This is a genomic window from Saccharospirillum alexandrii, assembly GCF_043641555.1.
Lineage (GTDB): Bacteria > Pseudomonadota > Gammaproteobacteria > Pseudomonadales > Natronospirillaceae > Saccharospirillum > Saccharospirillum alexandrii_A.
The window spans coordinates 309,101-334,862 of record NZ_JBHZRJ010000005.1 but is presented as its reverse complement, the minus strand read 5'-3'; the positions used below and the strand labels follow the sequence as shown (position 1 = coordinate 334,862).

Annotated in this window: 20 protein-coding genes and 1 tRNA gene; 12 read left to right on the top strand and 9 right to left on the bottom strand. The window is 58.2% G+C overall.

All coding sequences use genetic code 11. The features are described from left to right. Nucleotides 1-162: 162 nt before the first annotated feature. Nucleotides 163-558, bottom strand: a complete 396-nt coding sequence (gene gcvH, locus ACHUE7_RS18510; protein ID WP_394171367.1) for a glycine cleavage system protein GcvH — start codon at nucleotides 556-558, stop codon at nucleotides 163-165. 348 nt (nucleotides 559-906) lie between these two features. Here gcvH and ACHUE7_RS18505 point away from each other — a divergent pair, with 348 nt between their 5' ends. Next, on the top strand, nucleotides 907-1,500 hold the full coding sequence (locus ACHUE7_RS18505; protein WP_394171470.1) for a helix-turn-helix domain-containing protein: 594 nt from the start codon (nucleotides 907-909) through the stop codon (nucleotides 1,498-1,500). A gap of 528 nt (nucleotides 1,501-2,028) precedes the next feature. Beyond that, nucleotides 2,029-3,156: a glycine cleavage system aminomethyltransferase GcvT gene (gcvT, locus tag ACHUE7_RS18500; RefSeq protein WP_394171365.1), complete on the top strand. Its 1,128-nt coding sequence runs from the start codon at nucleotides 2,029-2,031 to the stop codon at nucleotides 3,154-3,156. Here the strand turns inward: gcvT and ACHUE7_RS18495 are convergent. The 8 genes from ACHUE7_RS18495 to rlmE form a co-directional block, all read right to left on the bottom strand. Further along, entirely contained in the window at nucleotides 3,144-3,719 is a 576-nt protein-coding gene (locus ACHUE7_RS18495) for a DUF7482 domain-containing protein (protein WP_394171364.1), read from the bottom strand. The two genes, gcvT and ACHUE7_RS18495, sit on opposite strands and share 13 nt — an antisense overlap. Nucleotides 3,720-3,742: 23 nt before the next feature. Next, nucleotides 3,743-4,435, bottom strand: coding sequence for a substrate-binding periplasmic protein (locus ACHUE7_RS18490; protein WP_394171362.1), 693 nt, complete (start codon nucleotides 4,433-4,435; stop codon nucleotides 3,743-3,745). Nucleotides 4,436-4,798: 363 nt separating this feature from the next. Beyond that, entirely contained in the window at nucleotides 4,799-5,710 is a 912-nt protein-coding gene (locus ACHUE7_RS18485) for a pseudouridine-5'-phosphate glycosidase (RefSeq protein ID WP_394171361.1), read from the bottom strand. After that, nucleotides 5,707-6,783 (bottom strand): PfkB family carbohydrate kinase, encoded by a 1,077-nt coding sequence (locus ACHUE7_RS18480; protein WP_394171360.1) that lies wholly within the window; start codon nucleotides 6,781-6,783, stop codon nucleotides 5,707-5,709. Before ACHUE7_RS18480 ends, ACHUE7_RS18485 begins: the two co-directional genes overlap by 4 nt. 204 nt (nucleotides 6,784-6,987) lie before the next feature. After that, nucleotides 6,988-7,072 (bottom strand) — tRNA-Leu (locus ACHUE7_RS18475). A gap of 239 nt (nucleotides 7,073-7,311) precedes the next feature. Next, entirely contained in the window at nucleotides 7,312-9,288 is a 1,977-nt protein-coding gene (locus ACHUE7_RS18470) for a putative bifunctional diguanylate cyclase/phosphodiesterase (RefSeq protein ID WP_394171359.1), read from the bottom strand. An 82-nt stretch (nucleotides 9,289-9,370) separates the two neighbouring features. After that, the gene (gene ettA, locus ACHUE7_RS18465) at nucleotides 9,371-11,026 is read right to left on the bottom strand and encodes an energy-dependent translational throttle protein EttA (protein ID WP_348476592.1); all 1,656 of its coding nucleotides are present in this window, start codon (nucleotides 11,024-11,026) and stop codon (nucleotides 9,371-9,373) included. A gap of 533 nt (nucleotides 11,027-11,559) precedes the next feature. After that, the gene (gene rlmE, locus ACHUE7_RS18460) at nucleotides 11,560-12,180 is read right to left on the bottom strand and encodes a 23S rRNA (uridine(2552)-2'-O)-methyltransferase RlmE (protein WP_127558619.1); all 621 of its coding nucleotides are present in this window, start codon (nucleotides 12,178-12,180) and stop codon (nucleotides 11,560-11,562) included. A 344-nt stretch (nucleotides 12,181-12,524) separates the two neighbouring features. Between rlmE and ACHUE7_RS18455 the strand changes: the two genes are divergently transcribed. The 10 genes from ACHUE7_RS18455 (at nucleotide 12,525) to ACHUE7_RS18410 (ending at nucleotide 25,553) form a co-directional block, all read left to right on the top strand. Next, on the top strand, nucleotides 12,525-14,162 hold the full coding sequence (locus tag ACHUE7_RS18455; protein ID WP_394171358.1) for an NAD(P)/FAD-dependent oxidoreductase: 1,638 nt from the start codon (nucleotides 12,525-12,527) through the stop codon (nucleotides 14,160-14,162). After that, nucleotides 14,159-14,896, top strand: coding sequence for a TrmH family RNA methyltransferase (locus tag ACHUE7_RS18450; RefSeq protein WP_394171357.1), 738 nt, complete (start codon nucleotides 14,159-14,161; stop codon nucleotides 14,894-14,896). The genes ACHUE7_RS18455 and ACHUE7_RS18450 overlap by 4 nt, the downstream gene beginning before the upstream one ends. 355 nt (nucleotides 14,897-15,251) lie before the next feature. Beyond that, entirely contained in the window at nucleotides 15,252-17,081 is a 1,830-nt protein-coding gene (locus ACHUE7_RS18445) for a protein kinase domain-containing protein (RefSeq protein ID WP_394171356.1), read from the top strand. Nucleotides 17,082-17,577: 496 nt separating this feature from the next. Next, nucleotides 17,578-18,807 (top strand): phosphoglycerate dehydrogenase, encoded by a 1,230-nt coding sequence (gene serA, locus ACHUE7_RS18440; protein WP_394171354.1) that lies wholly within the window; start codon nucleotides 17,578-17,580, stop codon nucleotides 18,805-18,807. Between the two features lie 273 nt (nucleotides 18,808-19,080). Beyond that, the gene (locus ACHUE7_RS18435; RefSeq protein WP_394171353.1) at nucleotides 19,081-19,596 is read left to right on the top strand and encodes a hypothetical protein; all 516 of its coding nucleotides are present in this window, start codon (nucleotides 19,081-19,083) and stop codon (nucleotides 19,594-19,596) included. A gap of 412 nt (nucleotides 19,597-20,008) precedes the next feature. Further along, nucleotides 20,009-21,190 (top strand): maltose/maltodextrin ABC transporter substrate-binding protein MalE, encoded by a 1,182-nt coding sequence (gene malE / locus ACHUE7_RS18430; protein WP_394171351.1) that lies wholly within the window; start codon nucleotides 20,009-20,011, stop codon nucleotides 21,188-21,190. A 285-nt stretch (nucleotides 21,191-21,475) separates the two neighbouring features. After that, nucleotides 21,476-23,062, top strand: a complete 1,587-nt coding sequence (gene malF / locus ACHUE7_RS18425; protein WP_394171350.1) for a maltose ABC transporter permease MalF — start codon at nucleotides 21,476-21,478, stop codon at nucleotides 23,060-23,062. A gap of 10 nt (nucleotides 23,063-23,072) precedes the next feature. After that, entirely contained in the window at nucleotides 23,073-24,299 is a 1,227-nt protein-coding gene (malG, locus tag ACHUE7_RS18420) for a maltose ABC transporter permease MalG (protein WP_394171349.1), read from the top strand. A gap of 125 nt (nucleotides 24,300-24,424) precedes the next feature. Next, entirely contained in the window at nucleotides 24,425-25,084 is a 660-nt protein-coding gene (locus ACHUE7_RS18415) for a fumarylacetoacetate hydrolase family protein (protein ID WP_394171348.1), read from the top strand. A gap of 232 nt (nucleotides 25,085-25,316) precedes the next feature. Next, nucleotides 25,317-25,553, top strand: coding sequence for a hypothetical protein (locus ACHUE7_RS18410; RefSeq protein WP_394171346.1), 237 nt, complete (start codon nucleotides 25,317-25,319; stop codon nucleotides 25,551-25,553). The last annotated feature ends 209 nt before the right edge of the window (nucleotides 25,554-25,762 follow it).

Sequence of the window (25,762 nt, the reverse complement as noted above, 5' to 3'; positions counted from 1 at the left end):
AATTGGCAGCGAACTAAGTGTCAGGTGCCGGGTATACCGATCCAGGGTAGTCCGCAGCAGGGATGCTGCGGTCTAGGCCCCATGGACGGGTTTACGCCGACCCTGGAGCGGTATACCCGGTACCTGAAACGGGCTCATGGCACCCAATAGAACTAAACTGGATTAAGCCTCGGAAGATGTAGTACTTGACTGGTACTGGTCTGCAGTCAGCAGGCCATCCAGTTCGGTGTCATCACTGGGGGTCAGCGTAAAAATCCAACCCGCCTGGTAACAGTCTTCGTTGATGGTTTCGGGTGCGTCTTCCAACTGATCATTCACGCTGGTGACGGTGCCTGATACAGGGCTGTAAATGTCGCTCGCGGCTTTGACCGATTCAATCACCGCGACTTCGCCACCAGCGCTCAGTTCCTGGCCTACTTCGGGCAACTCTACGAACACAACGTCACCGAGCTGTGTTTGAGCATGGTCGGTAATGCCCACGCTTAGGGTGCCATCACCGTTGTCGCGCACCCATTCGTGGCTTTTTGCGTATCGCAGTTCTGTAGGGATGGCGGTCATTGGCGTGTCCTTAAAAGTTGATCTGAAAGTCAGGTTTGGTATGCCCAGAAACACGAAACCGGCGCGGGCGCCGGTTCTGGGTTCTGGTTGGGAACCCGGGTACAGGTAGTGGGGTTGCCAGTAATCTACGCAGAAAGGGTAGCAATGGCCTTTCATGATGACAACAAATATTTCTTATAGGAAACAAGGGGTGACCATCAGAGAACGGGCGTTCCCAGCCCGGAATGCCTGTGCGATACTCGGCGGCATAGCCGAAACTAGCCACACACGCAGCGAGCCCTGAGACGCATGCCAGACGAACCTCTTTTTCTCAAACAGGGAACCGCCCATGAGGGCGAAACCCAGGCCATGCGTGTAGCCCGCAAAAGCGCCACCGAAGCCACCCTGGAGCCGCTGCAACTGGGCCAGCGCGTCCGCGCCATTCGCCTGAGCCAGAACCTGACACTCGAAGAGGCGAGCAAACGCACCGGGCTTGCCCGCTCCACACTGTCGAAAATCGAAAACGAGCAAATCTCGCCCACCTTCAGCGCCGTCAACAAACTGGTTCACGGCCTCGGCATCGACATCCCCCAGCTGTTCGCCCGGCCCCGCACGGGCGCCAGCGCCGGCGGCCGCCGCGACATTACCCGCAAAGGCGAGGGCAAACCCCACCCAACGCCCACTTACGAACACGAGCTGCTGGCCACCCAACTGACCCAGAAGAAAATGGTGCCGTTCCGCACCCGGGTCCACACCCGCACCTTCGACGAGTTCAGCGACTGGATCCGCCACGAAGGCGAAGAGTTCCTTTTCGTCCTCTCGGGCTCTCTCCTCTTCTACACCGAATTCTACGAGCCCGTCACCCTCAACGAAGGCGATTCAGCCTACTACGACTGCACCATGGGGCATGCCCTGGTCTCAACCAGCGAGCAGGATGCCGAGGTATTGTGGGTGACTGCCTAACGGGGTTTCCTTGTTGGTTGCCTGGGGAGTGGTTGAATTTTAGCCTGTGGCAGAAGTCGCTTTGGCCACCGGGTACTGGGTGGGCGGGTCGCTGCAAGTACATCCGTGTAAGCTCGGCGGTCACCATCCATGGTGACCGACGCCCCGCCAACCCAGTACCCGGCAGCCAAAGCTGGTCTGAGATGGTTTAATTCAATATTGACCAACCAAGATAGACAGTAATGTGCAGGTCTCGGAGTTTGCACATAGTGAGTGTTAGCTGCCGGGTGGTCCTATCCGGGGAAGTCCACAACATGGATGTTGTGGTCTAGGCCCCATGGACGGGTTCACGCCGACCCCGGATAGGACCACCCGGTGGCTGACACGCCCATTGGCACCAAGGTAAAACTAAACTCCGAACCGTGGCTCAACACTCAGCCATATTTCTCATGTTTCTTATTGGAAACAAGGTTTTGTTGTTGCATTATGCCGGTCACGCCATTTTTTCAGAGTAGACTTCGGGTCTGCTCACACGTTAACAGGTGACTTATGACTGACAATACAGACTCCCTGAACACCACGCCGCTGACCGACCTGCATGTTGAAATGGGTGCCCGTATGGTGCCGTTTGCCGGGTATTCCATGCCTGTGCAGTACCCGCTTGGGGTGAAGCAGGAGCACCTGCACACCCGGTCTGCGGCCGGGTTGTTTGATGTCTCGCACATGGGTCAGTTGAAATTGCATGGTGAGCAGGCAGCGGCTGAGCTGGAGAAACTGGTGCCGGTCGACATTATCGACTTGCCTGTGGGCAAGCAGCGCTATGCCATTTTTACCAGCGAGACTGGCGGTATTCTGGATGACCTGATGGTCACTCGCTATGAAGATTGTCTGTACCTGGTCGTGAATGCCGCCTGCAAGGAAGCCGATATTGCTCACCTGGAGGCCCACCTGGGCAGCGGTGTCACGCTGGAGCGGCTCGACGACCGGGCGCTGGTCGCCTTGCAGGGGCCGAAAGCGGTAGAGGTGCTGGCGCGCTATGAACCAGCCGTCGCCAGAATGGTGTTTATGGATAACTGGCAGCTAACGCTCGATGGCGTCGAGTGCTATGTCTCGCGCAGTGGCTATACCGGTGAAGACGGCTATGAAATCTCCATTCCGGCGGCTGATGCCGACCGCCTGGTCCGTCGTATTTTGGCCGAGCCCGAAGTCGAACTGATTGGCCTGGGCGCGCGGGATTCATTGCGCCTGGAAAGCGGCCTCTGCTTGTACGGGCATGATATTGATACCACCACCACGCCGCTCGAAGGCAGCCTGATCTGGGCGATCAGCAAGCCGCGCCGTGCCGATGGCGAGCGTCCGGGCGGTTTCCTGGGGGCTGAGGTGATTCTGGCGCAGATCGCGAACAAAGACTGGCAACGCAAACGGGTTGGCCTGGTCGGAGCAGGGCGGGCGCCGGTTCGCGAAGGCACGGAACTGTTCAGTGCCGAAGGCGATCGTATTGGCGTCGTGACCAGCGGCACCTTTGGGCCGAGTGCCGAAGCGTCTATTGCCATGGGCTACGTGGAAACGCCCTTCAGCGCTCTGGAAACCGAGGTGTTCGCCGAAGTGCGGGGCAAGCGCCTGCCGATGTCCGTCAGCCGCATGCCGTTTATCGAGCAGCGCTACTACCGCGGCTGAGCGGGTAAACCGTGTAACTGGCTGCCTGGCAGCCGGTTACCCTCGGCATCGGCGACCACCGCGCAGTTCACAATAACCTCAGTCAGCGTCAGTTCTACCCAGCCTTCTGCCTCCGCATCGAGCAGTTCTGCTTCCGACTTCAGCTCTTGCCGGTGGTCCGGCATCAGCCAGCGTACTTCCACCATCTGCCAGACAGGGCTGTAGGGCCGGTTATTGCTGGTTGGGCCAATCGGGTCGGGGGCGGAGGGGATGATGTTTATTTGCTCCCCTGCCGGAAAGGTGTAGATCCGCTCCAGAATGGTCTTCAGCCCCGGTGGTTTGGGGCGGGGCGGAATGGCATCGCGAAAGCGGGGAGTGAAGTTGGCGCCCTTGGCGATGGCCATGTTTCTGGGCCAGGCATCGGTGGTTACGTAATAATACACCTTACCGTTGTACCAACTGGCTACCAGTGGCAGCGTAATCGACGGTGTGGAAACCGCCGGTACCATAGACCCCGAAGGTTGCAAGGCGCTGCAACCGGTCAACAGGGTGATCAGAACCAGCGGGATCAGACGAAAACGCATACGCTCCCCCTTATGAAAGCCGTTCAATCGAAGGTGATTTCGCCCCGGGCAATCAGTGTATCATAGGCCGAATTCAAGGCATTGATGACGCGCGGGTCGGTTTCCGGGTTCATCGCCAGATATAAATCGACGGTTCGAATGCGAAAGGCTTCTTCGACATCCGGGTAGCCGCTTTCTTCCGCAACCTTGTAGCCATTGATATCTGAGGTGATCCATACATCAATCAGGTCATTGGCCAGCCGTTGGGCGTTGAGTGATTCGTTCGGCAGGGTGGAGACTTCATAGCCCTGCCCCTGCAGAAAGGTCGTCGCCGCGTCACCTTCGTACCCGCCAATGCGCAGGCCGCGTGCGTCCTCCAGCCTATTGATGGTCAGGTTGCTACCTTCTTTAGCCAGCAAAATCCAGCTGTACTGACCGACCGGGCCCACCCATTCGAACAGGTCTTCCCGCGATTCAGTGCGCCCGGTGGAAAAAACGCCATAGTTGGGGCGTTCAACCGCGCGTTCATAAGCAACCGACCAGGTACGCAGCCGCAATTTGAAGTCGATACCGGCCTCGGTGAACAGCTTCTCGACGATCTCGGTGGCCGTGCCGCCGATGTCTTCAATATCGTGTTCATAGGCAGCGCCGGTAAGGCTGTAATTGAAGGTACCGTAATTTTCGGTATAGAGATTGATGCGTGGAAAGTCCTCGGCAAACAAAGTCGCCGGAAGCATACAGGCGCACACGAATGCGAGCCGTCGAACCAGGGGGTGGGTCTGCATTGAAACGTTAACCTTTTCTGTTTATTGGAGTTAACGACTTCCCGTCCGCTACAGCACATTCCGATCCCTGGTCTCCATTGGGTGCCCGCCGGTAAGAGCAGCGCACTTCTTTGGAGCAGCGACGACATGAAAGACCTCGTCGCATGAATGATTGCCTTGTTCGTAGCAATAAACTAGCCAGCCGCGCAGCCTAGTGCAACCGCTATTCGGTATATGAGCGCAGTTTGATAGGAATTGACAAAAAAAGCCCCCGGTTTGATCGTGTGATCAAACCGGGGGCTTAGAAAAGGCGTGGTGTTCAGCGAGAGGGATCGCTCAGGCGATCAGCTCGCGCGCAATGCCGGCCGCCAGGCGGGCGTTGTTGAACACCAGTTGAATGTTGCTGGCCAGGCTATCGCCGCCCGTGAGTTCGGCTACGCGCGCCAGCAGGAAGGGCGTCGAGTCCTTACCACTGATGCCCTGTTCGACCGATTCTGCAAGAGCCTGCTCAATGGCCTGCTGAATCTTGGTCGGGTCCATGGCGTAGGCTTCGGGAATCGGGTTCGCAATCACCACACCGCCGTTCAGCTTCATGCCCCATTTGGCTTTCAGGAAGGCCGCAATGTCGGTGTCGCTGTCGAGCCGGTAGTCGACACTGTGTTCGCTGGTGCGGGTGTAGAAGGCGGGCAGCGAATCGGTCTGGTAGCCGAGCACCGGCACGCCCTGGGTTTCGAGGTATTCACGGGTCAGCCCCAGGTCGAGTATCGATTTGGCACCGGCGCAAATTACCGCCACCGACGTATGCGCCAGCTCCTGCAGGTCTGCCGAGATATCAAAGCTCTGCTGGGCGCCGCGATGCACCCCACCAATGCCGCCGGTGGCAAACACCCGAATGCCGGCCATATCGGCAATGATCATGGTCGCCGCAACCGTGGTTGCACCGTGCTCACCGCGCGCGACGACATAAGGCAGGTCACGACGGGAGCATTTGGCGACGCTTTGCCCGGCTTTTGCCAGCGTATCAATTTCGTCACTGGTCAAACCGGCCTTGAGGCGGCCGTTGATGATGGCGATGGTTGCCGGTACGGCACCGGCATCGCGAATGATTTGCTCCACTTCCTTGGCGGTGGTGGCGTTGTCCGGCCAGGGCATGCCGTGAGAAATGATGGTGCTTTCCAGTGCAACAACGGGCAGGCCATTGGCCAGTGCGTCCGCCACTTCGGGTTTGATGTCCAGGTAGCTATTCATCGGTCGAGTATCCATTGATTAACAGTTGTTTCGGTAAGGTGCGGGTGGTTGGCACCGCTCGATTCGAGCGTCAGGCCGGCACAGCCGAGGCTGAACGCTGCTTTGTGAGAAAGTTCCCAGTGCGCCCGGTCGGCGTGAATCAGCCCGGCAACCAGGGCATCGCCGGCACCGGTATCGCTGGCGATGTGGGTCGGGTAAATGCCCTGGCGGTGGTGTTGCTTGTCGGTACACAGCATCAGGCCATCGCGACCCAGACTCAGGGCCACGGTGTTAACGCCCTGTTCCAGCAACCGGCTGGCCAGTGTTTCCGGCTCGTCGACGGTGTCGCCCAGCAGAGCACCTGCCTCAGAGCGGTTAACCTTAAGCACGTTAAGATGTGGCAACAGGGGCTTCAGACGAGGCGCCTTGGCCGTAGAGACGGCATCGGCGTAGAGCCTGCCTTTCAGCGGCAGGGTGGCCAGCCAGGCCAGAGTTGCCTCTGGTACATTCGCTTCAACCACCACCGCATCAGCCGCCACCAGCGTCGAGCGCATCGGCGCCAATATCTCGGGCGTCAGCGCCTCGGCGATGCCCATGTCCGCCAGGGCGCCGACCAACTGACCCTGGTGATCGTTCATCGCCAGGTAGGTACTGGTTGGCAAGCTGGGGTGGCGCAACAGGCCGTCGGTCCGAATGCCGGCTGCGGCAATGCGCTGGTGCAACCAATCGCCGTTGGTGTCATTGCCGAGTAGCGTGATCAGCGTGACATCGTGACCCAGATGCGCCAGATTCTCGGCAATGTTGCGGCCAACGCCCCCGGCACTTTGCGACAGACTGCCCGGGTTGGAATCACCGGGCCGGTAGGCTGAGTGGCAACGGCCGGTCAGATCCACATTGGCGCCACCGAGCACGACAATCCGGTCCTGATCGGGCAGCAAATACCCCTTGCCCAGAATCACCCCCTGCCGTGTCAGCCGCATAATATGCCCGGCCACCGATTCACGGCTAAGCCCCAGCTGATCAGCCAGTTGTTGCTGGGTAGCCATAGGCGTGGCGCGGATAGCGGCTAGAAGTTGCTGTTCAATATCGGTCATTGTCGGCCTGATTAACAAGTGTTAATTAAATAACAAGTGTGAATTGTGCCTTCATGCCAAGGGAGATTGCAAGGGTTGGTTTTGCTTGCCGTCGCCTGCGGAGTGTTCTGCCAGGGTGAAACACGGCGATAACAGACACACGAACACAACAATACCGGGGTAGGTACTGAGCGATTTCATAGAAAGGGAGAAGCTAACTTCGAATGGTGCGGACGGAGAGACTCGAACTCTCACACCTTACGGCACCAGAACCTAAATCTGGCGTGTCTACCAATTCCACCACGTCCGCAAAACTGACCGGGGAGCCCCAGCCAGGGAGCGGCATGGTAATGAATTCGTCACGGCCGCGCAATAGCTGAGAAGTTATTGAGTGATAGCGAACCCAGGCAATGGAGACTAGCGGCGGTTGCCGGGGGTGCCTCTGTGGGGTAGTCCACAACATGGATGTTGTGGCCTAGGCTCCACGGACGGATTCACGCCGACCCCGCAGAGGCACCCCCGGCAGCCGTTGCGTACCAATGCCACCGCCTACTGACGAGCCATCTGGCGCTGCTCAAACCATTCTATGGCATCGGCCAGGGCGCGCGGCTTGGAATAGACAAAGCCCTGAATGTAATGGCAGCCCAGTTTGGAGACCGCATTGAGTTCTTCCTCGGTCTCGACACCTTCGGCCACCACGGTAATCGACAGCGAATTGCACAGATCGACAATCGCCTTTACCACCGCCATCTGCTTTTCCGAATTCGGCAGATCCCGAATAAAACTCTGGTCGAGCTTGATGATCCGGAACGGCAGGTCCGGCAGTTTCGACAGGTTGGCATAGCCGGAACCAAAGTCGTCCAGCGCCAGCACAATGCCGAGGGCATCCAGCGCTTCCAGACGCTGGCGGAAATCATCGTTCTGGTCTGGCAGGTGGTGTTCGGTAATCTCGATTTCCAGATAGCGCAATGCATCCGGCTTGCGGCCATGCCAGGCCGTCAGGTAGCGCAGCGTATCGTCATTAATGCTTTGCACGCTCAGGTTCACGCCCAGAACCACCGGGTGAGCGCCCTCGTTCAACTGGCGGGAGATCAGCAGTAACGCCTGCTCCAGCATCCAGCGGTCCAGTTCCCGAATCGAGCCGTTGTGCTCGGCCAGCTCGATGAAATGCCCCGGGTAAATCAGATCTCCGGTTTCACCCTGCAAGCGCGCCAGGCACTCCAGCGCTAGAATCTCCCCGGTGCGTGAATCGATGCGCGGCTGCAGGTGAACTTCCAGGTCCTGTTGTTTCAAAGCGTTCTTCAGCATTTGCGCCTTATGCAGCCGGCGCTGGGCCTGGTCTTCATAATCGCTGTGGTACCAGTGCACCTGGTTGCGGCCTTTTTTCTTGGCATTGAACAGCGCAATACCGGCGTTCTGGTGCAGCTCGTTCGCCGTCAGGCCATGGCCGGGTGCACGTGCCGCACCGATCGAGACGGTAAAACTGTAGCTGCTCTCGCCAATGGAAAACGGCTGATTCAATTGCAGATGCAGGTCTTTCAGGCGCTCGTCGCGGTCGTCATCGGAAGGCACCTCGGTGCCGTACCAGAACAACACAAACTCATCAGCACCGACGCGGGCGAGGAAATCCTCCTCGTCGCTGTGGTGTTTCAGGCGCTGCGACAACTGGGTCAGCAACTGATCGCCAGCAGCGTTGCCCATACTGTCGTTCAGCACTTTAAAGTGATCGATATCGACGTGCAGACACCAGAGATCGTCGATCTCTTCATCGTGCTCATCGATAAAACGGCGCAGCCCCTGCTGGTTGGAAAACTCAGTCACCGGGTCGATCAGCTGATCCGCCCGCAAGCGCTCATCCGACACCTTGTACCCGGTAATGTCGATGGCAAAGCCCAGAATACCAACAATGGCATCGTTCTCGCCGACCAATGGGTGGCGCTCAATCCGGTACCAGCGAGAAGGCTGGCCGGTCAGGTCCATTTTCAGCTCCAGCACCTGGTGGCGGCCGGTGTTCAGCGCCTGTTCGTCCGACGCCATAAACACCTCGGCCAGTTGGGCGTTGAGCACCTCGGCATCGGTTTTGCCTTTCGCATCGACGCCATCGCACCAGTGGTTGGTCAGGGTGTTGTTCACCACCAGATAGCGCCCAAAGCGGTCTTTCAGCCAGACCGGGAAGGTCAGGTTGTTGTACACGCTCTGCAACAGCACATGGTCGTCGCGCAGCTGTTTGCTGGTGTCGAGCATGTCTTTGGCCTGAATCAGCGCATTTTGCAGATGTTTCTGGTCGTTCTGCGCCAATGAAAGCGAAATGGCCGCATAAACCCGAAACGTAGCCACCAGTAACGCCAGGCTGCCGATGGTGCACAGCAGCCCCATCATGCCGCTGATCATCGGAATGTTCAGGCTCAGCAACCAGATCGCAATGGCCAGTAACACACCGGAACAGAAGCCAAGGCCGACCAGAAGGCCGAGTTTTTTTGCCAGCGGGGTTTTCTGGCCGGTCAGTGGGCCGGTCTTTGAGCTCATGGTCTTCCTCGTAATGCGGGCGGGACAGGCAGGCAGGCTCAGATCACGGTACGCGACTGAGCCTGCCTTTTATAACATACGCTTACTTGATGCGTTTGTATTTGATGCGTTTCGGGCCCTGGTTACCGGTCCGCTTATGGTAATCCGCATCGTATTCGGTGAAGTTGCCTTCAAAGAATACCGCTTTGGAATCACCTTCAAACGCCAGAATGTGGGTCGCCACCCGGTCGAGGAACCAGCGATCGTGCGAAATCACCATTACCGCACCCGGGAAGGCCAGAATGGCTTCTTCCAGTGCACGCAGGGTTTCAACATCGAGATCGTTGGTCGGTTCGTCAAGCAACAGCACGTTGCCGCCCTGTTTCAGCAGCTTGGCCAAAAACAGGCGGTTGCGCTCACCGCCCGACAGCTGCTTCACATACTTCTGCTGACTGTTGCCTTTGAAGTTGAAACGGCCGAGGTAGGCACGCGAGGGGATCTCGTAGCCGTTCACGGAAATCAAATCCTGACCGTCGGAAATCTCTTCCCAGGCGGTCTTGCTGTCGTCCAGCTCACGCATCTGGCCAACAAACGCCAGGTCGACCGTCTCACCGACAGTGATGTCGCCCGAATCCGGTGTTTCCTGCCCGGCGATCATCCGGAACAGGGTCGACTTACCGGCCCCGTTACCGCCGATGATGCCGACAATGGCACCCGGTGGTACGGTGAAGTTGAGGTCTTCATACAGCAGGTTGCCGTTGTACGTTTTGGAAACGCCCTCGACTTCAATCACTTTATCGCCCAGGCGCGGACCGGGTGGAATGTAGATCTCGTTGGTCTCGTTACGCGACTGGAATTCACGCGAGCTGAGTTCTTCAAACTGACGCAAACGCGCCTTCGACTTGGCCTGGCGCCCCTTGGCGTTCTGGCGCACCCACTCCAGCTCGGATTTAACCGCCTTCTCGTGCGATTGTTGCTGTTTGGATTCCATCTCCAAACGCTTTTCCTTGTTCTCCAGCCACTGGCTGTAGTTGCCTTCGAACGGAATGCCGTGGCCACGGTCGAGCTCGAGAATCCAGCCGGCGACGTTATCGAGGAAGTAACGGTCGTGGGTAATGGCCACCACGGTACCGGTAAACTCGTGCAGAAAGCGCTCCAGCCAGGCGACTGACTCGGCATCGAGGTGGTTGGTCGGTTCATCGAGCAGCAGCATATCGGGGCTGGAAAGCAACAGGCGACACAAGGCCACACGGCGACGCTCACCCCCGGAGAGGTTCTTAACCGGCGCATCCCAGGGCGGCAGGCGCAGCGCATCGGCCGCGATTTCCAGCCGGTTTTCCAGGTTATGGCCATCGGCCGCCGCCAGAATGTTCTCCAGCTTCTGCTGCTCCGCCGCCAGCTTGTCGAAATCCGCATCCGGCTCGGCATAGGCCGCATACACCGCTTCCAGCTGAACCTGGGCATCCTTCAAATGCGCCAGCGACTCTTCAACGGTTTCACGCACCGTCTTCGACTCGTCCAGTTCCGGTTCCTGCGGCAAATAGCCAATGTTCAGATCCGGCTGAGGCCGCGCCTCACCCAGATAATCCTTATCAACCCCAGCCATAATGCGCAGCAGGGTCGACTTACCCGAGCCATTCAGACCGAGCACCCCGATCTTCGCCCCCGGGAAAAAAGACAACGAAATGTCTTTCAAAATCTGTTCTTTCGGCGGTACAACCTTGCCGACGCGGTTCATAGTAAAAACGTATTGAGCCACCGGTTCACCTTTTGGGTTCGTTTCTGGTTGTTGCTGTGAGTTCGTGCCAGGCACCGGGTATACCTGTCCGGGGTCGCCGTAAACCCGTCCCTGGGGGCTAGGCTTCGGCATCCATGCCTCAGACTTCCCCGGACAGGTACACCCGGTACCTGGCACTTAGCTGGTTGCCAACACCGCAACGTGAGTATTTTGAGTGTCGCTAGAGTATTGAAAAGGCCCCGCTTTGGAAAGGTCGGGTTATTTGTAGTCGTGTGAATAGGAAAATATTTAAGGTAGACATTCAGGAGTCTAGCCGAGAAAGTTACGTCTGCTGCTTGATTGGGGAGGCGCTTGTCACCTCAAACTCAAGTTTCGGAGTTCGCGACACGTTAAGTATCAGGTGCCGGGCATACCTCTCCGGGGAAGTTCGCAGCAAGGATGCTGCGATCTAGGCCCCATGGAAGGGTTTACGCCGACCCCGGAGAGGTATGCCCGGTGGCTGATACGGATTATTGGCAACCAAACAACCTCGAACTCCGGAACTTGTGACTAACTTACCCCTTAAAGCCCTTGCCAACCACATACACTTCCCGCGAGCGAGCCCGTGATGAATCGGGTTTGCGAATCACTACTTTATCGAACGACGTTCGCAGGTCTTTCACGTACTCATCGTAGCCTTCGCCGTGAAACACTTTGGCCACAAAGCTGCCTTTTGGCTTCAATACCTGGCGCGCCATATCGAGCGCCAGCTCGACCAGATACATTGAAGACGCCTGGTCTGCCACATCCACACCGCTGATGTTCGGCGCCATATCGGAGATCACCACATCGGCCAGAGTGCCATCCAGCGTGGCCATAATCTCATCGAACACCGCTTCCTCGGTGAAATCGCCCTGAATGAACTCCACGCCCGCAATCGAATCCATCGGCAGAATGTCCGACGCGATCACCCGGCCCTTGTGCCCCACCAATTTGGCCGACACCTGCGACCAGCCGCCGGGCGCTGAGCCCAGGTCCATGACCAGCATGTTCGGGTGGATCAGTTTGTCTTTGGTGTTGATTTCCAGCAGTTTGTAGCTGGCGCGCGAGCGGTAACCGTCGATCTGCGCCTGTTTCACGAAGGGGTCGTTTACATGCTCTTCGAGCCACCGACTGCTGCTTTTGGATCGGGCCATAGCCAATTAACCGTGCTGATTCATCGAATAAGCCGCCATTGTACGCTGTGGCCGGGTAGGGCGTAAAACCACAGGACTGACACAACACAGCCCGAAGCGTATAATTCCTCCCCATTCGGCACCCAGAGGCCGATATTCGACGTTTTTTTAACCCAGTTTCAGAGTGACCACATTGCGAGCGTCGGATGCCGGTGGTGCTTCTGCGGGGGAGTCCGAAACATGGATGTTTCGGTCTAGGCTCCATGGACGGATTCACGCCGACCCCGCAGAAGTACCACTGGTAGCTGACGTGGACCAAAGCCACAGTATAGCCACCATGTCGGAGTCACCGACCAGGACTAAGAATGATTCGCCTTAATGAACTTGCCCTACCGCTTGATCACCCGCCTGAAGCCTTGCGCCCGGCCATTGTTGCCCGGCTGAAACTGGCCGATGCCGATTTGGTGTCTTTTACCGTGTTCAAGCGCAGCTACGATGCGCGCAAGAAGAACTCGGAAATCAAATTCGTCTACATCGTCGACCTCGAAGTGCGCGACGAGACAGTCGTGCTAGAGCGCTTTGTCGACGACCAACACGTTCGCCCGGCACCCGATACCGCTTATTACCCCGTCGGCCAGGCCCCCGCTAGCATCACCGAACGCCCCGTCGTCATCGGTTTCGGCCCCTGCGGCCTGTTCGCGGCCCTGATTCTCGCGCAGATGGGCTTCAAACCCATTGTATTGGAGCGCGGTAAAGACGTTCGCCGCCGCACCAAAGACACCTGGGCCCTGTGGCGCAAGCATGAACTGTCGCCGGAATCGAACGTCCAGTTTGGCGAGGGTGGGGCAGGACTGTTTTCCGATGGCAAATTGTACAGCCAGATCAAAGACCCGAAATTCTATGGCCGCAAAGTCATGCACGAATTCGTGCGGGCCGGCGCGCCGGAAGAAATACTGTTCGTCAGCAAACCCCACATCGGCACCTTCAGGCTGACCGGTGTGGTCGCCAAAATGCGTGAAGAGATCATCGCCCTGGGCGGCGAGATCCGCTTTGAAAGCAAAGTCACCGAAGTGACGCTGGATGATGGCCGGGCAACCGGCGTCACCCTCGAAAACGGCGAGCACATCGACAGCCGTTACGTCATCATGGCCCTTGGCCACAGCGCCCGCGACACCTTCCGCATGTTGCACAAACAAGGCGTCTACGTCGAAGCCAAACCTTTCGCCATTGGCTTTCGCATTGAACATCCGCAATCGCTGATCGACAAAGCCCGCCTCGGCAAATACGCTGGCCACCCCGAACTCGGCGCCGCCGACTACAAACTCGTGCACCACGCTAAAAACGGCCGCGCTGTTTACAGCTTTTGCATGTGCCCGGGCGGCACCGTCGTCGCCGCCACCTCCGAACCCGGCCGGGTCGTCACCAACGGCATGAGCCAGTATTCGCGCAACGAACGCAACGCCAACTCAGGCATCGTCGTCGGCATCAGCCCCGAACAGGACTTCCCCGGCGGCCCTTTGGCGGGTGTGGAACTGCAAGAACAACTCGAATCCACAGCCTATGAACTGGGTGGCAAAGACTATTGCGCTCCGGCGCAACTGGTCGGCGACTTCATTCGCAGCACCCCATCGAATACGCTGGGCGAAGTAGAACCTTCCTACCAACCCGGCATCAAACTCGGCGACCTGGCCCCCTCGCTACCGGCCTACGCCATCGAGGCCATCCGTGAAGCGCTGCCCGCCTTCGGCAAACAGATTCGCGGCTTCGACCGTGACGACGCCATATTAACCGGCATCGAAACCCGCACCTCATCGCCGATCCGCATCAAACGCGACAACGCTACCCTGCAAAGCATCAACACCCGCGGGCTCTACCCGGCGGGCGAGGGGGCAGGCTACGCGGGCGGTATTCTCTCGGCCGGGGTCGACGGCATCAAAGTCGCCGAAGCCCTGGCGCTGGCCATGCTGGCTGATGCGGGAGCAGAAACAGGTGTGCCGGCGTGAAACTCGACGACATCAAAAAACTGCACCAGAAAAAATACCGCAACCAGTTCGGTCACTACCTGGTTGAAGGTGAGCACCTGGTGCTCGAACTGCAACGCGCCGCCGAACACCAACCAGCCCTGCGCCAGGCCGAGCTGCTGGTCACGGAAGCGTATGAAAACTGGCAAAGCCCGCTGCGCACCCAACTGATCAGCAGCAAAAAAATGGCGCAGATCAGCGATACCAAAACCCCCCAGGGCATCGTGGCCGTGGTGCCCATTACCCCAGCATCACCCTCACCAGTCGCCACCAAAACCGACATCGCCATCTACCTCCACGAAATTCAGGACCCGGGCAACCTGGGCACCATACTGCGCACCCTGGCCTGGTTCGGCGGCTTTCGCTGCCTGCTCAGCCCCGGCAGCGTCGACCCCTACAACCCCAAAGTCGTGCGCGCCAGCATGGGGGCGATTTTTCATGTGCCGATGGAGTTGGATGTACCTTTGGACAGTTTAACCGGGCGTTTCTCGAACCTTGCCAGCCTGGACATGAGCGGCGAACCACTCACAAGCCCCAGCTTCAAATCAGTCGACTGCTACGTCTTCGGCAACGAAGCCAGAGGTGTTCCCCGCGAAGCTTTAACCGACCTGAACGCCACCGCCTTCACAATCCCAGGCTCCGGTGTCATAGAATCGTTGAATCTTGCGTCCGCAGTTAATCTTTGTGTGTACGAACGGGTACGCCACCAGAATTAGTGCCTTGAGTCAGAAATTCGCGTCAATGTAACCGCAGATGATCGAAGGACTGTCGGGTGCTCCTACTGGAGGTCGTCTGACCGCAGGGACCAAAACGCCAGGAGCGTTTTGGCATGAGCGCAGCGAGCCCGAAGGGTGGATCCCATGGAAGGGATTCATATCCGGGCAGCGAGCCTCCATGGAAGGATTTACGGCGTGCCTCCAGTAGGAGTACCCGATAGTCCGCAAGCCACCAAAGTCAAAACAACCACCGAACCAACTTACCCTCGCGAATTACTGACTCATGGCACGACCACGGCGCTGGAAACTCCAGCCATGATTAGCCAAACTGGGCTTACCAGACAGGAGCCAGCCGGTGGAGCACAGCCTCAAGCACTTTTACATCCCTGAAGAGCAAAGCATCTATTTGCTCTCGCATCAGGACGCCGCCAAGCTCAAAGCCTGGATCAAGCTCTGTATGCGTCAGCTGGAGCGGTTGGGGTATCAGGAGATTGAACTGATCGGCAAGGGCGCCTTCGGCTTCGTGTTTGGCGGCAAAACCCGCACCGGGGTTGATTTGGTGTTCAAATTCTCACGCATCAACCTGCCCCAACACGTCCAAGACCGGCTCGAAGAAGAAAGCGACCTGCAATCATTGCTCGACCACCCGCAAATCCCCCAGGTCAAAGACTTCGTCCGCGTCGGCAAACAAGCCATATTGGTGATGACCCGCGCCCCGGGGCTCGACCTCGACGACTACGGCCTCAAAGCCGGTCGACTGCCGCCGCAGCTGATCCTTAACATCGCGGCTCAATTATCCGACCTGCTGCGCTACCTGCGCACCCGAACCGACTCCCAGGGCCAGTGGCGCCCCATCGTTCACGGCGACATCAAACCCAGCAACCTCGTCTTCGACCCGGCCACCGAACAGGTGCAACTGATCGACTGGGGCTCATCGGTCTTCTCCCAGCTCGACGCCGACCACCAGTTCATCTCCAACAGCGTCATGGACTTAATGTCGTCCGACCTGCAACACACCAACGCCAAACTCGGCGACGTCTACTTCATTGGCGACGAACAACTGAACGGCGGCCTCTCATCCCCCCGGTTCGACGAACAAGGCACCGCCGCCACCCTGTATGCACTCGCCTCAGGCCAGGGCTGCCGATTCGGCCGCAAAGTCATCACACCCCAGGCGCTCGGCCTGCCCATCGAATTCGCCCGCGTGCTTGCAGCCATGCTCGACGACGACACCGACCAGCGCCAACAGGCCGGCAACTACTTCCTCGGCCACATGACCCGCATGCGACACATCGTCGCCATGGCCCCGGCTGACGACCTGGCACCGATGATTCCCGTCTGGGTCAGCGAGCGCCATCGCGAAGTCGACACCGCCGTCTACAGCTCGCGCAAATCCTTCCTGCGTCAGGAAAACCCCGACGACACCCTGATGGACGTCGAAGACGAACAACTCGACAAATACTACAAAAACTACCTGCAAGGCATGGGCGAAACCGAAAAAGCCTTCGTCGCCGCCGTCAGCCGCCTCGGCCGCTACCCCATCGTCGGCGGCCTGGCCGTAAAATGGCACGCCGAGGGCGTACGCATCGAATCCGCCTTCAGCCTGCACAACCCCGAACTGCGCCGTTCGTTCCACCAGTCGGTCAACAACATGGTCAACCTGGCGCGAGGCGTCTACCGCCAGGGCACCTTCAAGGCCGTCATGTACAACGCCCGCGACACCCTACACCTCGACCGCCGCCGTGAAACCGATGCCTTCATACCCCCCAAAAGCCTGCGCATCCCCTACCTAGTCACCCCGGCCCCAAAAGGCGAAGACACAGAACGCATGCACTCCTACTTCGAAGACGGCCGCGACCCCGACGAATACCTGACCCTGCCGCCCTCGATCATGGACGAGATCGAAGCCCTCGACCGCATCCACCACACCGGCTGCATCATCTTCGAGGTACTGCCGCGCAACCTGAAAATCCACAACTACTACCGCCTGCTCGACGCCAGCCAGGAAGACAACTTCCGCAACCACCTCAACCGCATGCTCGCCGCCGTCAAAGACATCCAGGGCCTCGGCCTGCGCGGCTTCATGAAACTCCCCTACAAAGACCCCCGCACCTTCGACCACATCGACCAGCTACCGGCCCGGTATGCTCCCCGTAACCCCCGGGATACCTCGTTGGTTACTTAAGGTTATTTGCCGGGCGTTTACTTCATCGGCTTCATGTTTAGCTGCCTGGGAGGTTCGGAGGACCGTCGGGTATGCTCACTAGAGGCACGCCGTGAACCCTTCCATGGGGGCTCGGAGACAACATCCATGTTGTCTAACGGCCTCTAGTGAGCATACCCAACAGTCCTGTGTTCCTATGGTGCCATCGTCCAAGAATTCATCTTGTAAACTCAGCTTGTCGGAGGAAATGTAACCACATTCAAGTGATTGGCACCCTGACTGAGGCTGGCGGGCGTGGGTCCCCATGGATGGGGACCGCCGAGCTTACACGGACGTACTTGCAGCGTCCCGCCAGACTCAGTCAGGGTGGCGATCGCGAACCCCATGGCACCAAACCCAGCCAAGCCGTGTTTTGCCCAAGGTAGAACAGTTCATTGCGTAATTGGCGCCTCGTAAGCCGGAAACGCTGTGGTATCATCCGCGCGCCACCCATTTCATTGGTACCAAGAGTCTGAGCATGAGCAAAAATTCGCTGGATAAAAGCAAGATTCGCATCCTGTTGCTGGAAGGTGTGCACCAAAGCGCCCTGGATACGCTGACCAAAGCCGGATACACCAACATCGAATACCACAAGGGTTCGCTGCCCGAAGCCGAATTGATCGAAAAGGTCAAAGACGCCCACTTCATCGGCATTCGCTCCCGCACCCAGCTCACCGCCGAGATCTTCGAGGCCGCCGACAAACTGGTCGCCGTTGGCTGCTTCTGCATTGGTACCAACCAGGTAGACCTCGACGCCGCCGCCCTCCATGGCGTCGCCGTCTTCAACGCCCCGTTCTCCAACACCCGCTCCGTAGCCGAACTGGTGCTGGCCGAGGCCATCCTGCTGTTGCGCGGCATTCCCGAAAAGAACGCCGCCTGCCATCGCGGCGGCTGGCTGAAGAGCGCCGCCGACAGCTACGAAATCCGAGGCAAGAAACTCGGTATTGTCGGTTACGGCAGCATCGGCACCCAACTGGGTGTACTGGCCGAAGGCCTGGGCATGAATGTCCAGTTCTACGACATCGTCACCAAGCTACCCATGGGCAACGCCAGCCAGGTTGGCTCGATGAACGAACTGCTCGAAACCAGCGACGTCGTCACCCTGCACGTACCCGAAACCGCGTCCACCAAGTGGATGATGGGCCCGGAACAGTTCGCCCGCATGAAGCCGGGTTCGGTCTTCATTAACGCCGCCCGCGGCACCGTGGTGGACATCGACGCCCTGGCTGGCGCCCTGAAAGAGAAGAAACTTCTTGGCGCCGCTATCGACGTCTTCCCGGTCGAGCCCCGCAGCAACGACGACGAATTCCTGTCGCCCCTGCGTGAATTCGACAACGTACTGCTCACGCCGCACGTTGGCGGTTCCACCCAGGAAGCCCAGTTCAACATTGGCATCGAAGTCGCGGAAAAACTGGCACTGTATTCCGACAACGGCACCTCAATCTCCGCCGTCAACTTCCCGGAAGTGGCCCTGCCCGCACACCCCAGCGCTCACCGGCTGTTGCACATTCACCAGAACATCCCCGGTGTGATGTCCGAAATTAACCGGATCTTCTCCGAGAACGACATCAACATCATCGGCCAATACCTGCAAACGCGGGATAAGATTGGCTACGTGGTGATCGATGTGGCGCAGGACTGCTCGCTGAAAGCGCTCGATAAAGTTCGGGAAGTGAAAGGAACGATGCGCGCGCGCATCCTGTTCTAAAAAAGAACTTGAAACACGGACCTGCCGCCAAGCCAAGTGCTGTGTGCCGGGTAGACCTATTCGGGGGAGTCCGCAGCAAGGATGCTGCGGTCTAGGCCCCATGGATGGGTTCACGCCGACCCCGAATAGGTCTACCCGGTGCGCGGCACGGACCCCAGGCAATCAAGGTAACTGGCGTTTCCTCCCCCAACTGGCATACTGACGGTACGACATAATCCCGATGCGTCGGGTTTTTTGTTATCTGCATTGTTCAAATAAGGGAGTTCCAACGACGTGTCTGTTCAAGGCCATCGCTTCAACAATGCCTGGGTTTTGGGAAAAACGAGCCTGGCTTTGGTACTGGCAGTCGGCCTGTCCGCCTGCATGTCCCGTGGCATGCAACAGGAACTGACCAGTTGCACCTTCCCCGACACCACCCGCACACCGGCCCCTTCCTTTATCTGCGACCAGCAGATCGAAGGCTACCCCATTACCCGCCTAACCTCCGCCCCGGCCACCGCCAACGTTGAAACCGACGACAACATCGAGCGCGCCCGCCTGGAAGTGCAGCACGCCATGGCACTGGAATGGCTCGTAAACTGGTTTGGCGACGTCGCCGAAGAAGATAAAACCCAGGCCCAGCAGGTGATACTGACCTGGCTTAATGAAGAGCTCCGCGTCGTCCGAACCCGCGAAAGCTCAACCGGAACCATGTGGTTACTGCTCGGTATTGCCCATTCCGAAATAGAAACCCAAATACAACTGCGCAACCGCTTCACTGCCGCCGGTATCAAAACCACTGATCGCTAGTCCGACTCTTACAAATTACGCGTTCACCGACACAACAAGCGGCCGCCACTTGGGACGCCCTTGTGGGGTAGTCCGCAACATGGATGTTGCGGCCTAGGCTCCAGGGACGGATCCACGCCGACCCCACAAGGGCGTCCCAGGTGGCGGTCGCGGACCATTGCCACTAAAGCCAACCCAGCCTCCGAACTTTAGTATTCAACCCGAACATCGATTGATCCCCATTAATTGCGGAATCTGCCTCACTCCACCCCCCAAAGGGGGTTGGACTGGGTGGATTTTTGCCAATGGACGAAAAACCCGCCTGTGTTTGGCCCTGCCAACCCGATATTTTTGCCCGCGTTCCGGTTGAAAGCACACCGACGTGCACCGCCGCACGCGACAACAAAAAAAGACACAGGAAGGAAGCACGGCAATGATGAAAAAAACACTGATTCTGGCCATGTCTGTGGCCGCCATGACCACCTCAGGCACTGCACTGGCCCTCGAAGAAGGCGAACTGCTGGTCTGGATTAACGCCGACAAAGGCTACAACGGCCTGCAAGCCGTGGGCGACCGCCTCGAAGCAGAGCTGGGCATACCGGTTACCGTTGAAACACCGGATGCCGTAACCGAAAAATTCCAGAAAGAAGCCGCCATCGGACAGGGGCCCGACATCTTCATCTGGGCACACGACCGCATAGGCGACTGGGCCAAATCCGGCCTGCTCGCTCCCGTTGAACCCGGCCGCGACGTCCGCAACGCACTGGACGATTCGTTCTGGGGCGCCGTCACCTACAACGGCACCACCTACGGCTACCCCATGGCCGTTGAAGGCCCCACCCAGATCTGCAACGCCGACATCGTTGATGCCCCGTTCGCCTCCTGGGAAGACGTACGCGCCGCCGCCCCCGGCCTGGCGGAAAATGGCATTGCCCCGCTGCTGTACTGGTACAACAACGCCTACTTCAACTACGGCGTTATGACGGTAAAAGGCGGCTACGCCTTCGAACAGATTAACGGCCAGTACAACGCCAAGAAAACCGGCATCAACCAGCCAGGCTCCATCGAAGCCATGGGCATGATCCGTGGATTGATTGAAGACGATGTTATGCCCGAAGGCGTCGACTACGGCGTATTCGATGCCGCCTTCAAAAACGGCGAAGTCGCCTGCGTGATCAACGGCCCCTGGGCCTGGGGTGAGTACGAACAAGCCGGCATCGACATTTTGGTCGGCCCCTACCCAACACTCGATGGCGAAGCAGGCCAGGGTTTCACCGGCGTACTCTCCGCCACCATTAACGCCGCCTCCCCGAACAAAGACCTGGCGATCGAATTCATCGAAAACTACCTGCTGACGCAGGAAGGCCTGGAAACCGTAAACAACGACCGCGCCCTGGGCGCCGTTACCCACAAAGCCTTCATGGCCGAGCTGTCGCAAGACAACCAAACCCTGGCCGACGCCTACGCCATCTGGCAAGCCGGTGAACCCATGCCGAACATCCCGGAAATGGGTGCCTTCTGGAGCAACACCGAAGCCGCACTGACCGCCATTGTTCAAGGGCGCCAGGAAGCAGGCCCGGCGTTGAACGATGCCGCCGCGCGTATTGTTCAGTAACTGAATAGACAGCAAGTTTCGGAGTTCACTGTAGTTTAGCGACGGGTGGCGGGGCTGCTTATGCGGGGGTATCTGAGGCATGGATGCCGAAGTTAAGCCTACAAGGACGTATTCACGGCGCCCCCGCAAAAGTAGCTCTGCCCTCCGTCGCGGGCTCAAGGCGATGTAGCCAATTTGAACTCCGGAACTTCAATTCTTAAGCGTTTTAGAGCTTATTGCCAATGCCGGGATAAGCTCTTTTTTTGAACCACATCCCGACCGAATTCAAACGAGGCCGTACCCCCCATGGCAAACCCCAACGCCATCCCCATGGTTCCGCAGTCCGCCGCTCAGGGTGGCTGGAAACTCTGGCTGCAGCGCGGCATCGTTAGCGCCATCTCCCTGTTTTTCATGTACATCGTGCTGGTGATGTACAGCCAGGGCGAGCCGCTGTTTGCCGTGGTGACGCTGCTGTTCACCACGGCCTTCGCCTATATCTTTTTGTTCGACCGCGCCTACGTATGGCGCTACGTATTCTCCGGCCTGGCCGGCATGATGCTGTTTATTATCTTCCCGATTCTCTACACCCTGGGCATCGGCTTCACCAACTATTCCAACCTGCACCTCATCAGCTTTGAACAGGCCCAGGCCTATTTCCTGAACCAGACCTACGCCGCCGAAGACGGCGCCAATTACGACCTGGTACTGTATGAAGACGGCGCCGACTACCGCATCAGCGTTGAAAACGAAAACACCGGCGACACCTATGTGGCCACAGAATCCGTGCCGATGACGCACACGGAACAAATCACCCTGGAACTCGAAGCCAGCGGGCCTTTAGATTCAACACTGGCCAACCTGCAACCGGCCCCTCGTAACGCCGCCATAAAACTGCGCAGCGAACTCGACCGGGTGATGCTGGTATTGCCCGATGGCACCGAGCTGATGAAATCCCGCCTCACTCAGTTCTCAACCACCTACCCGCTGTATGAACTGAACGACAACGGCAACCTGGTGAACCAGCAAGACGGCAGCGTCATTAGCCCCAATTTCGAAGCCGGTTACTTTGAAGACGAAAACGGCCAGCGCCTGAACCCCGGGTTCACCGTGAACGTGGGCTTCGACAACATCAAACGCGTCCTCACCGACAAAGGCATGTTCGACCCCTTCGTGCAGATCTTCACCTGGACGATGCTGTTCTCCGCCTTCACCGTGGTCGCCACTTTTATTATCGGCGTCACGCTGGCCTCTCTGGTGCAATGGGAACCGATCCGCGGCCGGGCGCTGTACCAGCTGTTGCTGATTCTGCCCTATGCCTTGCCCAGCTTTATTTCGATCATGATTTTCAAGGCCCTGTTCAACCAGAACTTCGGGGAGATCAACTTCATTCTGGAAAGCCTGTTCGGCATTGCTCCGAACTGGAATTCCAACCCCAACACCACCCGCGCGATGATTCTGTTTGTGAACACCTGGCTCGGTTACCCCTACATGTTCATTCTGTGCCTGGGCATGCTGCAATCGATCCCGAAAGACCTGTACGAAGCCTCCGGGCTGGAAGGCTCGGGCATGTTCAACAACTTCTTCCGCATTACCCTGCCGCTGATTCTGAAGCCACTGCTGCCGTTGCTGATTGCCTCCTTCGCGTTCAACTTCAACAACTTCGTGCTGATTGAACTGCTGACCAAAGGCGGGCCCATCATCATCGGCTCCAACCCCCAGGCCGGTGAGACCGACCTGCTGGTGAACTACGCCTACCGCCTCGCGTTCCGGGGCGACACCCAAGACTTCGCACTGGCCTCGACCATCTCGACCTTCATTTTCATGATCGTCGCGGTCATCGCCTTCCTGTATTTAAAGGTCGCCAAAGTCGAAGTCGGCGTTAAAAAACACTGAGGAGAGCCGCATGATTAAAACCCGCGAACACAAAGCACGCGTCATCGGCGCTCACCTGGTACTGATCGTCTTTCTCGCCTTCGTGATTTACCCCCTGGCGTATCTGGTTTCGGTCTCGTTCCGCACCGGCCATACCCTGGTCGATACCATCATCCCCAGCAACCCGACGCTGGAGCACTGGTACCTGGCGTTCGAACAACCCTACGTGGGCATGAACCCGCAAAAGAAAGACCTCGACGGCGTGGACTCCGTCACCTTCAACAATGCACTCGGCGACGTCACCTTCAACGCCGATGGCCGTTGGACGCTGACCGCCAACCCCAGGGTAGAAGCCGAGTACTTCCCGCTGCGCTCCTACCTGAGCATCGGCTTTTTAGACGGAGTAGGGCGCGTGGTATCGAGCACCGAGCCCGTGCACCTGGTGCTCGACCAGGCCGATCAGGCCAGCCGCTACGGTGACGAGGTCATCTTCATCGCCGCCGACGGCCAGGCCAGCGGCCAGCTCACCATCCCCGAGCGACCGGCAGACGCCACCCGCACCACGGTGCAATACGGCAACGCCTACGTTTCCAAACCAACCTTCCCGGTGCTGAGCTGGCTGATGAACACCATTAAGGTAGCGGGCATCAGCGCCATGCTGATATTGCTGCTTTCGACCACCAGCGCCTACGCCTTCGGCCGGCTGCCGTTCAAGGGCAAGGGGCCCATGCTCAAATCCCTGCTGGTGATACAGATGTTCCCCAACACCCTGTTCCTGGTCGCGCTCTACCTGCTGTTCGACAAGCTGGGCAGCTTCGTCGACTTCCTGGCGCTGAACACCCATTCCGCGCTGATCATCGGCTACATGGGCGGCCTGGCGCTGAACATCTTCATGGTGATTGGCTATTTCGACACCATCGACCCGGCCATGGAGGAATCCGCCGCTATCGACGGCGCCACCCCGTTCCAGACCTTCTACAAAATCCTGCTGCCACTGAGCGTGCCGATACTGGCGGTGGTGTTCATTTTGGCGTTCATCGGCTTCGTGAACGAATTCCCGCTCGCCTCGGTGATCATCAGCGACCTCGATAAAATGACCCTGGCCGTCGGCGCCCAGCAATACATACAAGACCAAAGCCAGCTCTGGGGCGACTTCGCCGCCGCTGCCGTGCTTTCCGGCGTACCCATCACCATCGTCTTCCTGATTGCCCAGCGCTTTCTGGTCGGCGGCCTCACCTCCGGCGGGGTAAAAGGCTAGCCGCCCCACACGCCCGCGCCGGACGCACCGTTCGGCGCCAGGGCAGGCCCGGGTTAGTAACCGGGCCCATTTCCCGCTAAAGTAGAGACAACTACATTCGCAACCGCAGAACGGGAGCAGTCTCTATGTATCAACACCAATGGGTTTCCGGCGAATCGATTCTACTGCCCATGGGCAAAGCCGTGTGCGTAGGCCGCAACTACGCCGACCACGCCAAAGAACTGGGCAACGCCGTGCCTGAATCCCCCTTACTGTTCATCAAACCCGCCAGCGCTTGCGTCACCCTGGGCGAGGGCATCAGCCTGCCACGCCCCAACCTGCATTTCGAAACCGAACTGGCCTTGCTGATAGGCGCCCAACTCTCGGCCGAACACTCCGAAAACCCCATGGCCGCCGTAACCGCCGTAACCCTGGCCCTGGACCTGACCGACCGCGCCCAGCAAGACACGCTGAAAGAAAAAGGCCACCCCTGGGAACGCGCAAAAGCCTTCGACGGCGCCCTGCCACTGGGAGCCTGGCTACCGGTAAACCAGATGCCCGAAAACCTGAGCGACTGGGGCTACACCCTGGAGTTGAATGGCAAACCGCAACAGCATGGCCGGGTTGAGAACATGCTGTTTAGTATTCCGGACTTGCTGGCTGAGATTGTTAAAGATTTTCGGTTGGAGCCGGGTGATGTGGTGCTGACCGGTACCCCGGCGGGTGTAGGTAAGTTGGCTTCTGGCGATAAGCTGGATTTGGCGATTGAAGGGACTGAGTGGAAGCAGAGTAGTTTGGTTGAATAACGGCTTCCTTTAGCGTTTAGCCAAAACCCAGCCCCAAGCGGTACCGGCTTTCGCCCCGGGCTTACAGGGGCATCCCTGCCCCACCAAGCCCTGCCGCAGGCATCCCTGCCTGCTGCGAAACCCGGTACCGCTCGGAGCCTAGCCTCTTCAGATTGAACCCCTTCCAAGCACAAGGCGGACACATCCGACACCTTTGGGAAATAAGGACTTGCCAACCACGTCACAGAGTGAGATGGTGAAAACACAACTTATTTTTGCCTTGGTGTGCCCTGTAACCGGCCGGGCGGTAGCTAGTGTGGTCGATTTTGGTCGGATGATTTGTTGTGAATTTTTGGCCACCAAACCCCTTCTAATTGATTTGCCTATAGTTTCACTCTCAGTTGCCGCTGATCACTCGGGAAGTGGTGTGGCAAAGCAATGTGAGGTTGAGAAAGTGCCGCATATCCAGGATATCGACGTGGATATGTGAAGAAAGTGATGGACTATCGTTGGATAGCCGATAGATATGTTGGTTTTTGTGGGTTTATATTCGCTCGATTGAAAGGGAATGTATTGGCTTTGAGGCTCTGTGGTTGAGGTTTCAGAGGGTTTTGTTGAAATAAGGGGTCTGTGTTGACCCAGGATCATTTGCATTTTTTGATAGGAAGTAACGGTTAGGGTTCAATGTCAGTTGGTCTT

What these genes read in the sequence shown, in the direction of transcription:
- ACHUE7_RS18470 (WP_394171359.1), bottom strand. Translation starts at nt 9,288, where the DNA reads ATGAGCTCAAAGACCGGCCCACTGACCGGCCAGAAAACCCCGCTGGCA.
- malF (WP_394171350.1), top strand. Translation starts at nt 21,476, where the DNA reads ATGGCAAACCCCAACGCCATCCCCATGGTTCCGCAGTCCGCCGCTCAG.
- ACHUE7_RS18455 (WP_394171358.1), top strand. Translation starts at nt 12,525, where the DNA reads ATGATTCGCCTTAATGAACTTGCCCTACCGCTTGATCACCCGCCTGAA.
- serA (WP_394171354.1), top strand. Translation starts at nt 17,578, where the DNA reads ATGAGCAAAAATTCGCTGGATAAAAGCAAGATTCGCATCCTGTTGCTG.
- rlmE (WP_127558619.1), bottom strand. Translation starts at nt 12,180, where the DNA reads ATGGCCCGATCCAAAAGCAGCAGTCGGTGGCTCGAAGAGCATGTAAAC.
- ACHUE7_RS18495 (WP_394171364.1), bottom strand. Translation starts at nt 3,719, where the DNA reads ATGCGTTTTCGTCTGATCCCGCTGGTTCTGATCACCCTGTTGACCGGT.
- ACHUE7_RS18490 (WP_394171362.1), bottom strand. Translation starts at nt 4,435, where the DNA reads ATGCTTCCGGCGACTTTGTTTGCCGAGGACTTTCCACGCATCAATCTC.
- malG (WP_394171349.1), top strand. Translation starts at nt 23,073, where the DNA reads ATGATTAAAACCCGCGAACACAAAGCACGCGTCATCGGCGCTCACCTG.
- ACHUE7_RS18410 (WP_394171346.1), top strand. Translation starts at nt 25,317, where the DNA reads ATGGTGAAAACACAACTTATTTTTGCCTTGGTGTGCCCTGTAACCGGC.
- ACHUE7_RS18485 (WP_394171361.1), bottom strand. Translation starts at nt 5,710, where the DNA reads ATGAATAGCTACCTGGACATCAAACCCGAAGTGGCGGACGCACTGGCC.
- ACHUE7_RS18415 (WP_394171348.1), top strand. Translation starts at nt 24,425, where the DNA reads ATGTATCAACACCAATGGGTTTCCGGCGAATCGATTCTACTGCCCATG.
- gcvH (WP_394171367.1), bottom strand. Translation starts at nt 558, where the DNA reads ATGACCGCCATCCCTACAGAACTGCGATACGCAAAAAGCCACGAATGG.
- ACHUE7_RS18480 (WP_394171360.1), bottom strand. Translation starts at nt 6,783, where the DNA reads ATGACCGATATTGAACAGCAACTTCTAGCCGCTATCCGCGCCACGCCT.
- malE (WP_394171351.1), top strand. Translation starts at nt 20,009, where the DNA reads ATGATGAAAAAAACACTGATTCTGGCCATGTCTGTGGCCGCCATGACC.
- ACHUE7_RS18505 (WP_394171470.1), top strand. Translation starts at nt 907, where the DNA reads ATGCGTGTAGCCCGCAAAAGCGCCACCGAAGCCACCCTGGAGCCGCTG.
- gcvT (WP_394171365.1), top strand. Translation starts at nt 2,029, where the DNA reads ATGACTGACAATACAGACTCCCTGAACACCACGCCGCTGACCGACCTG.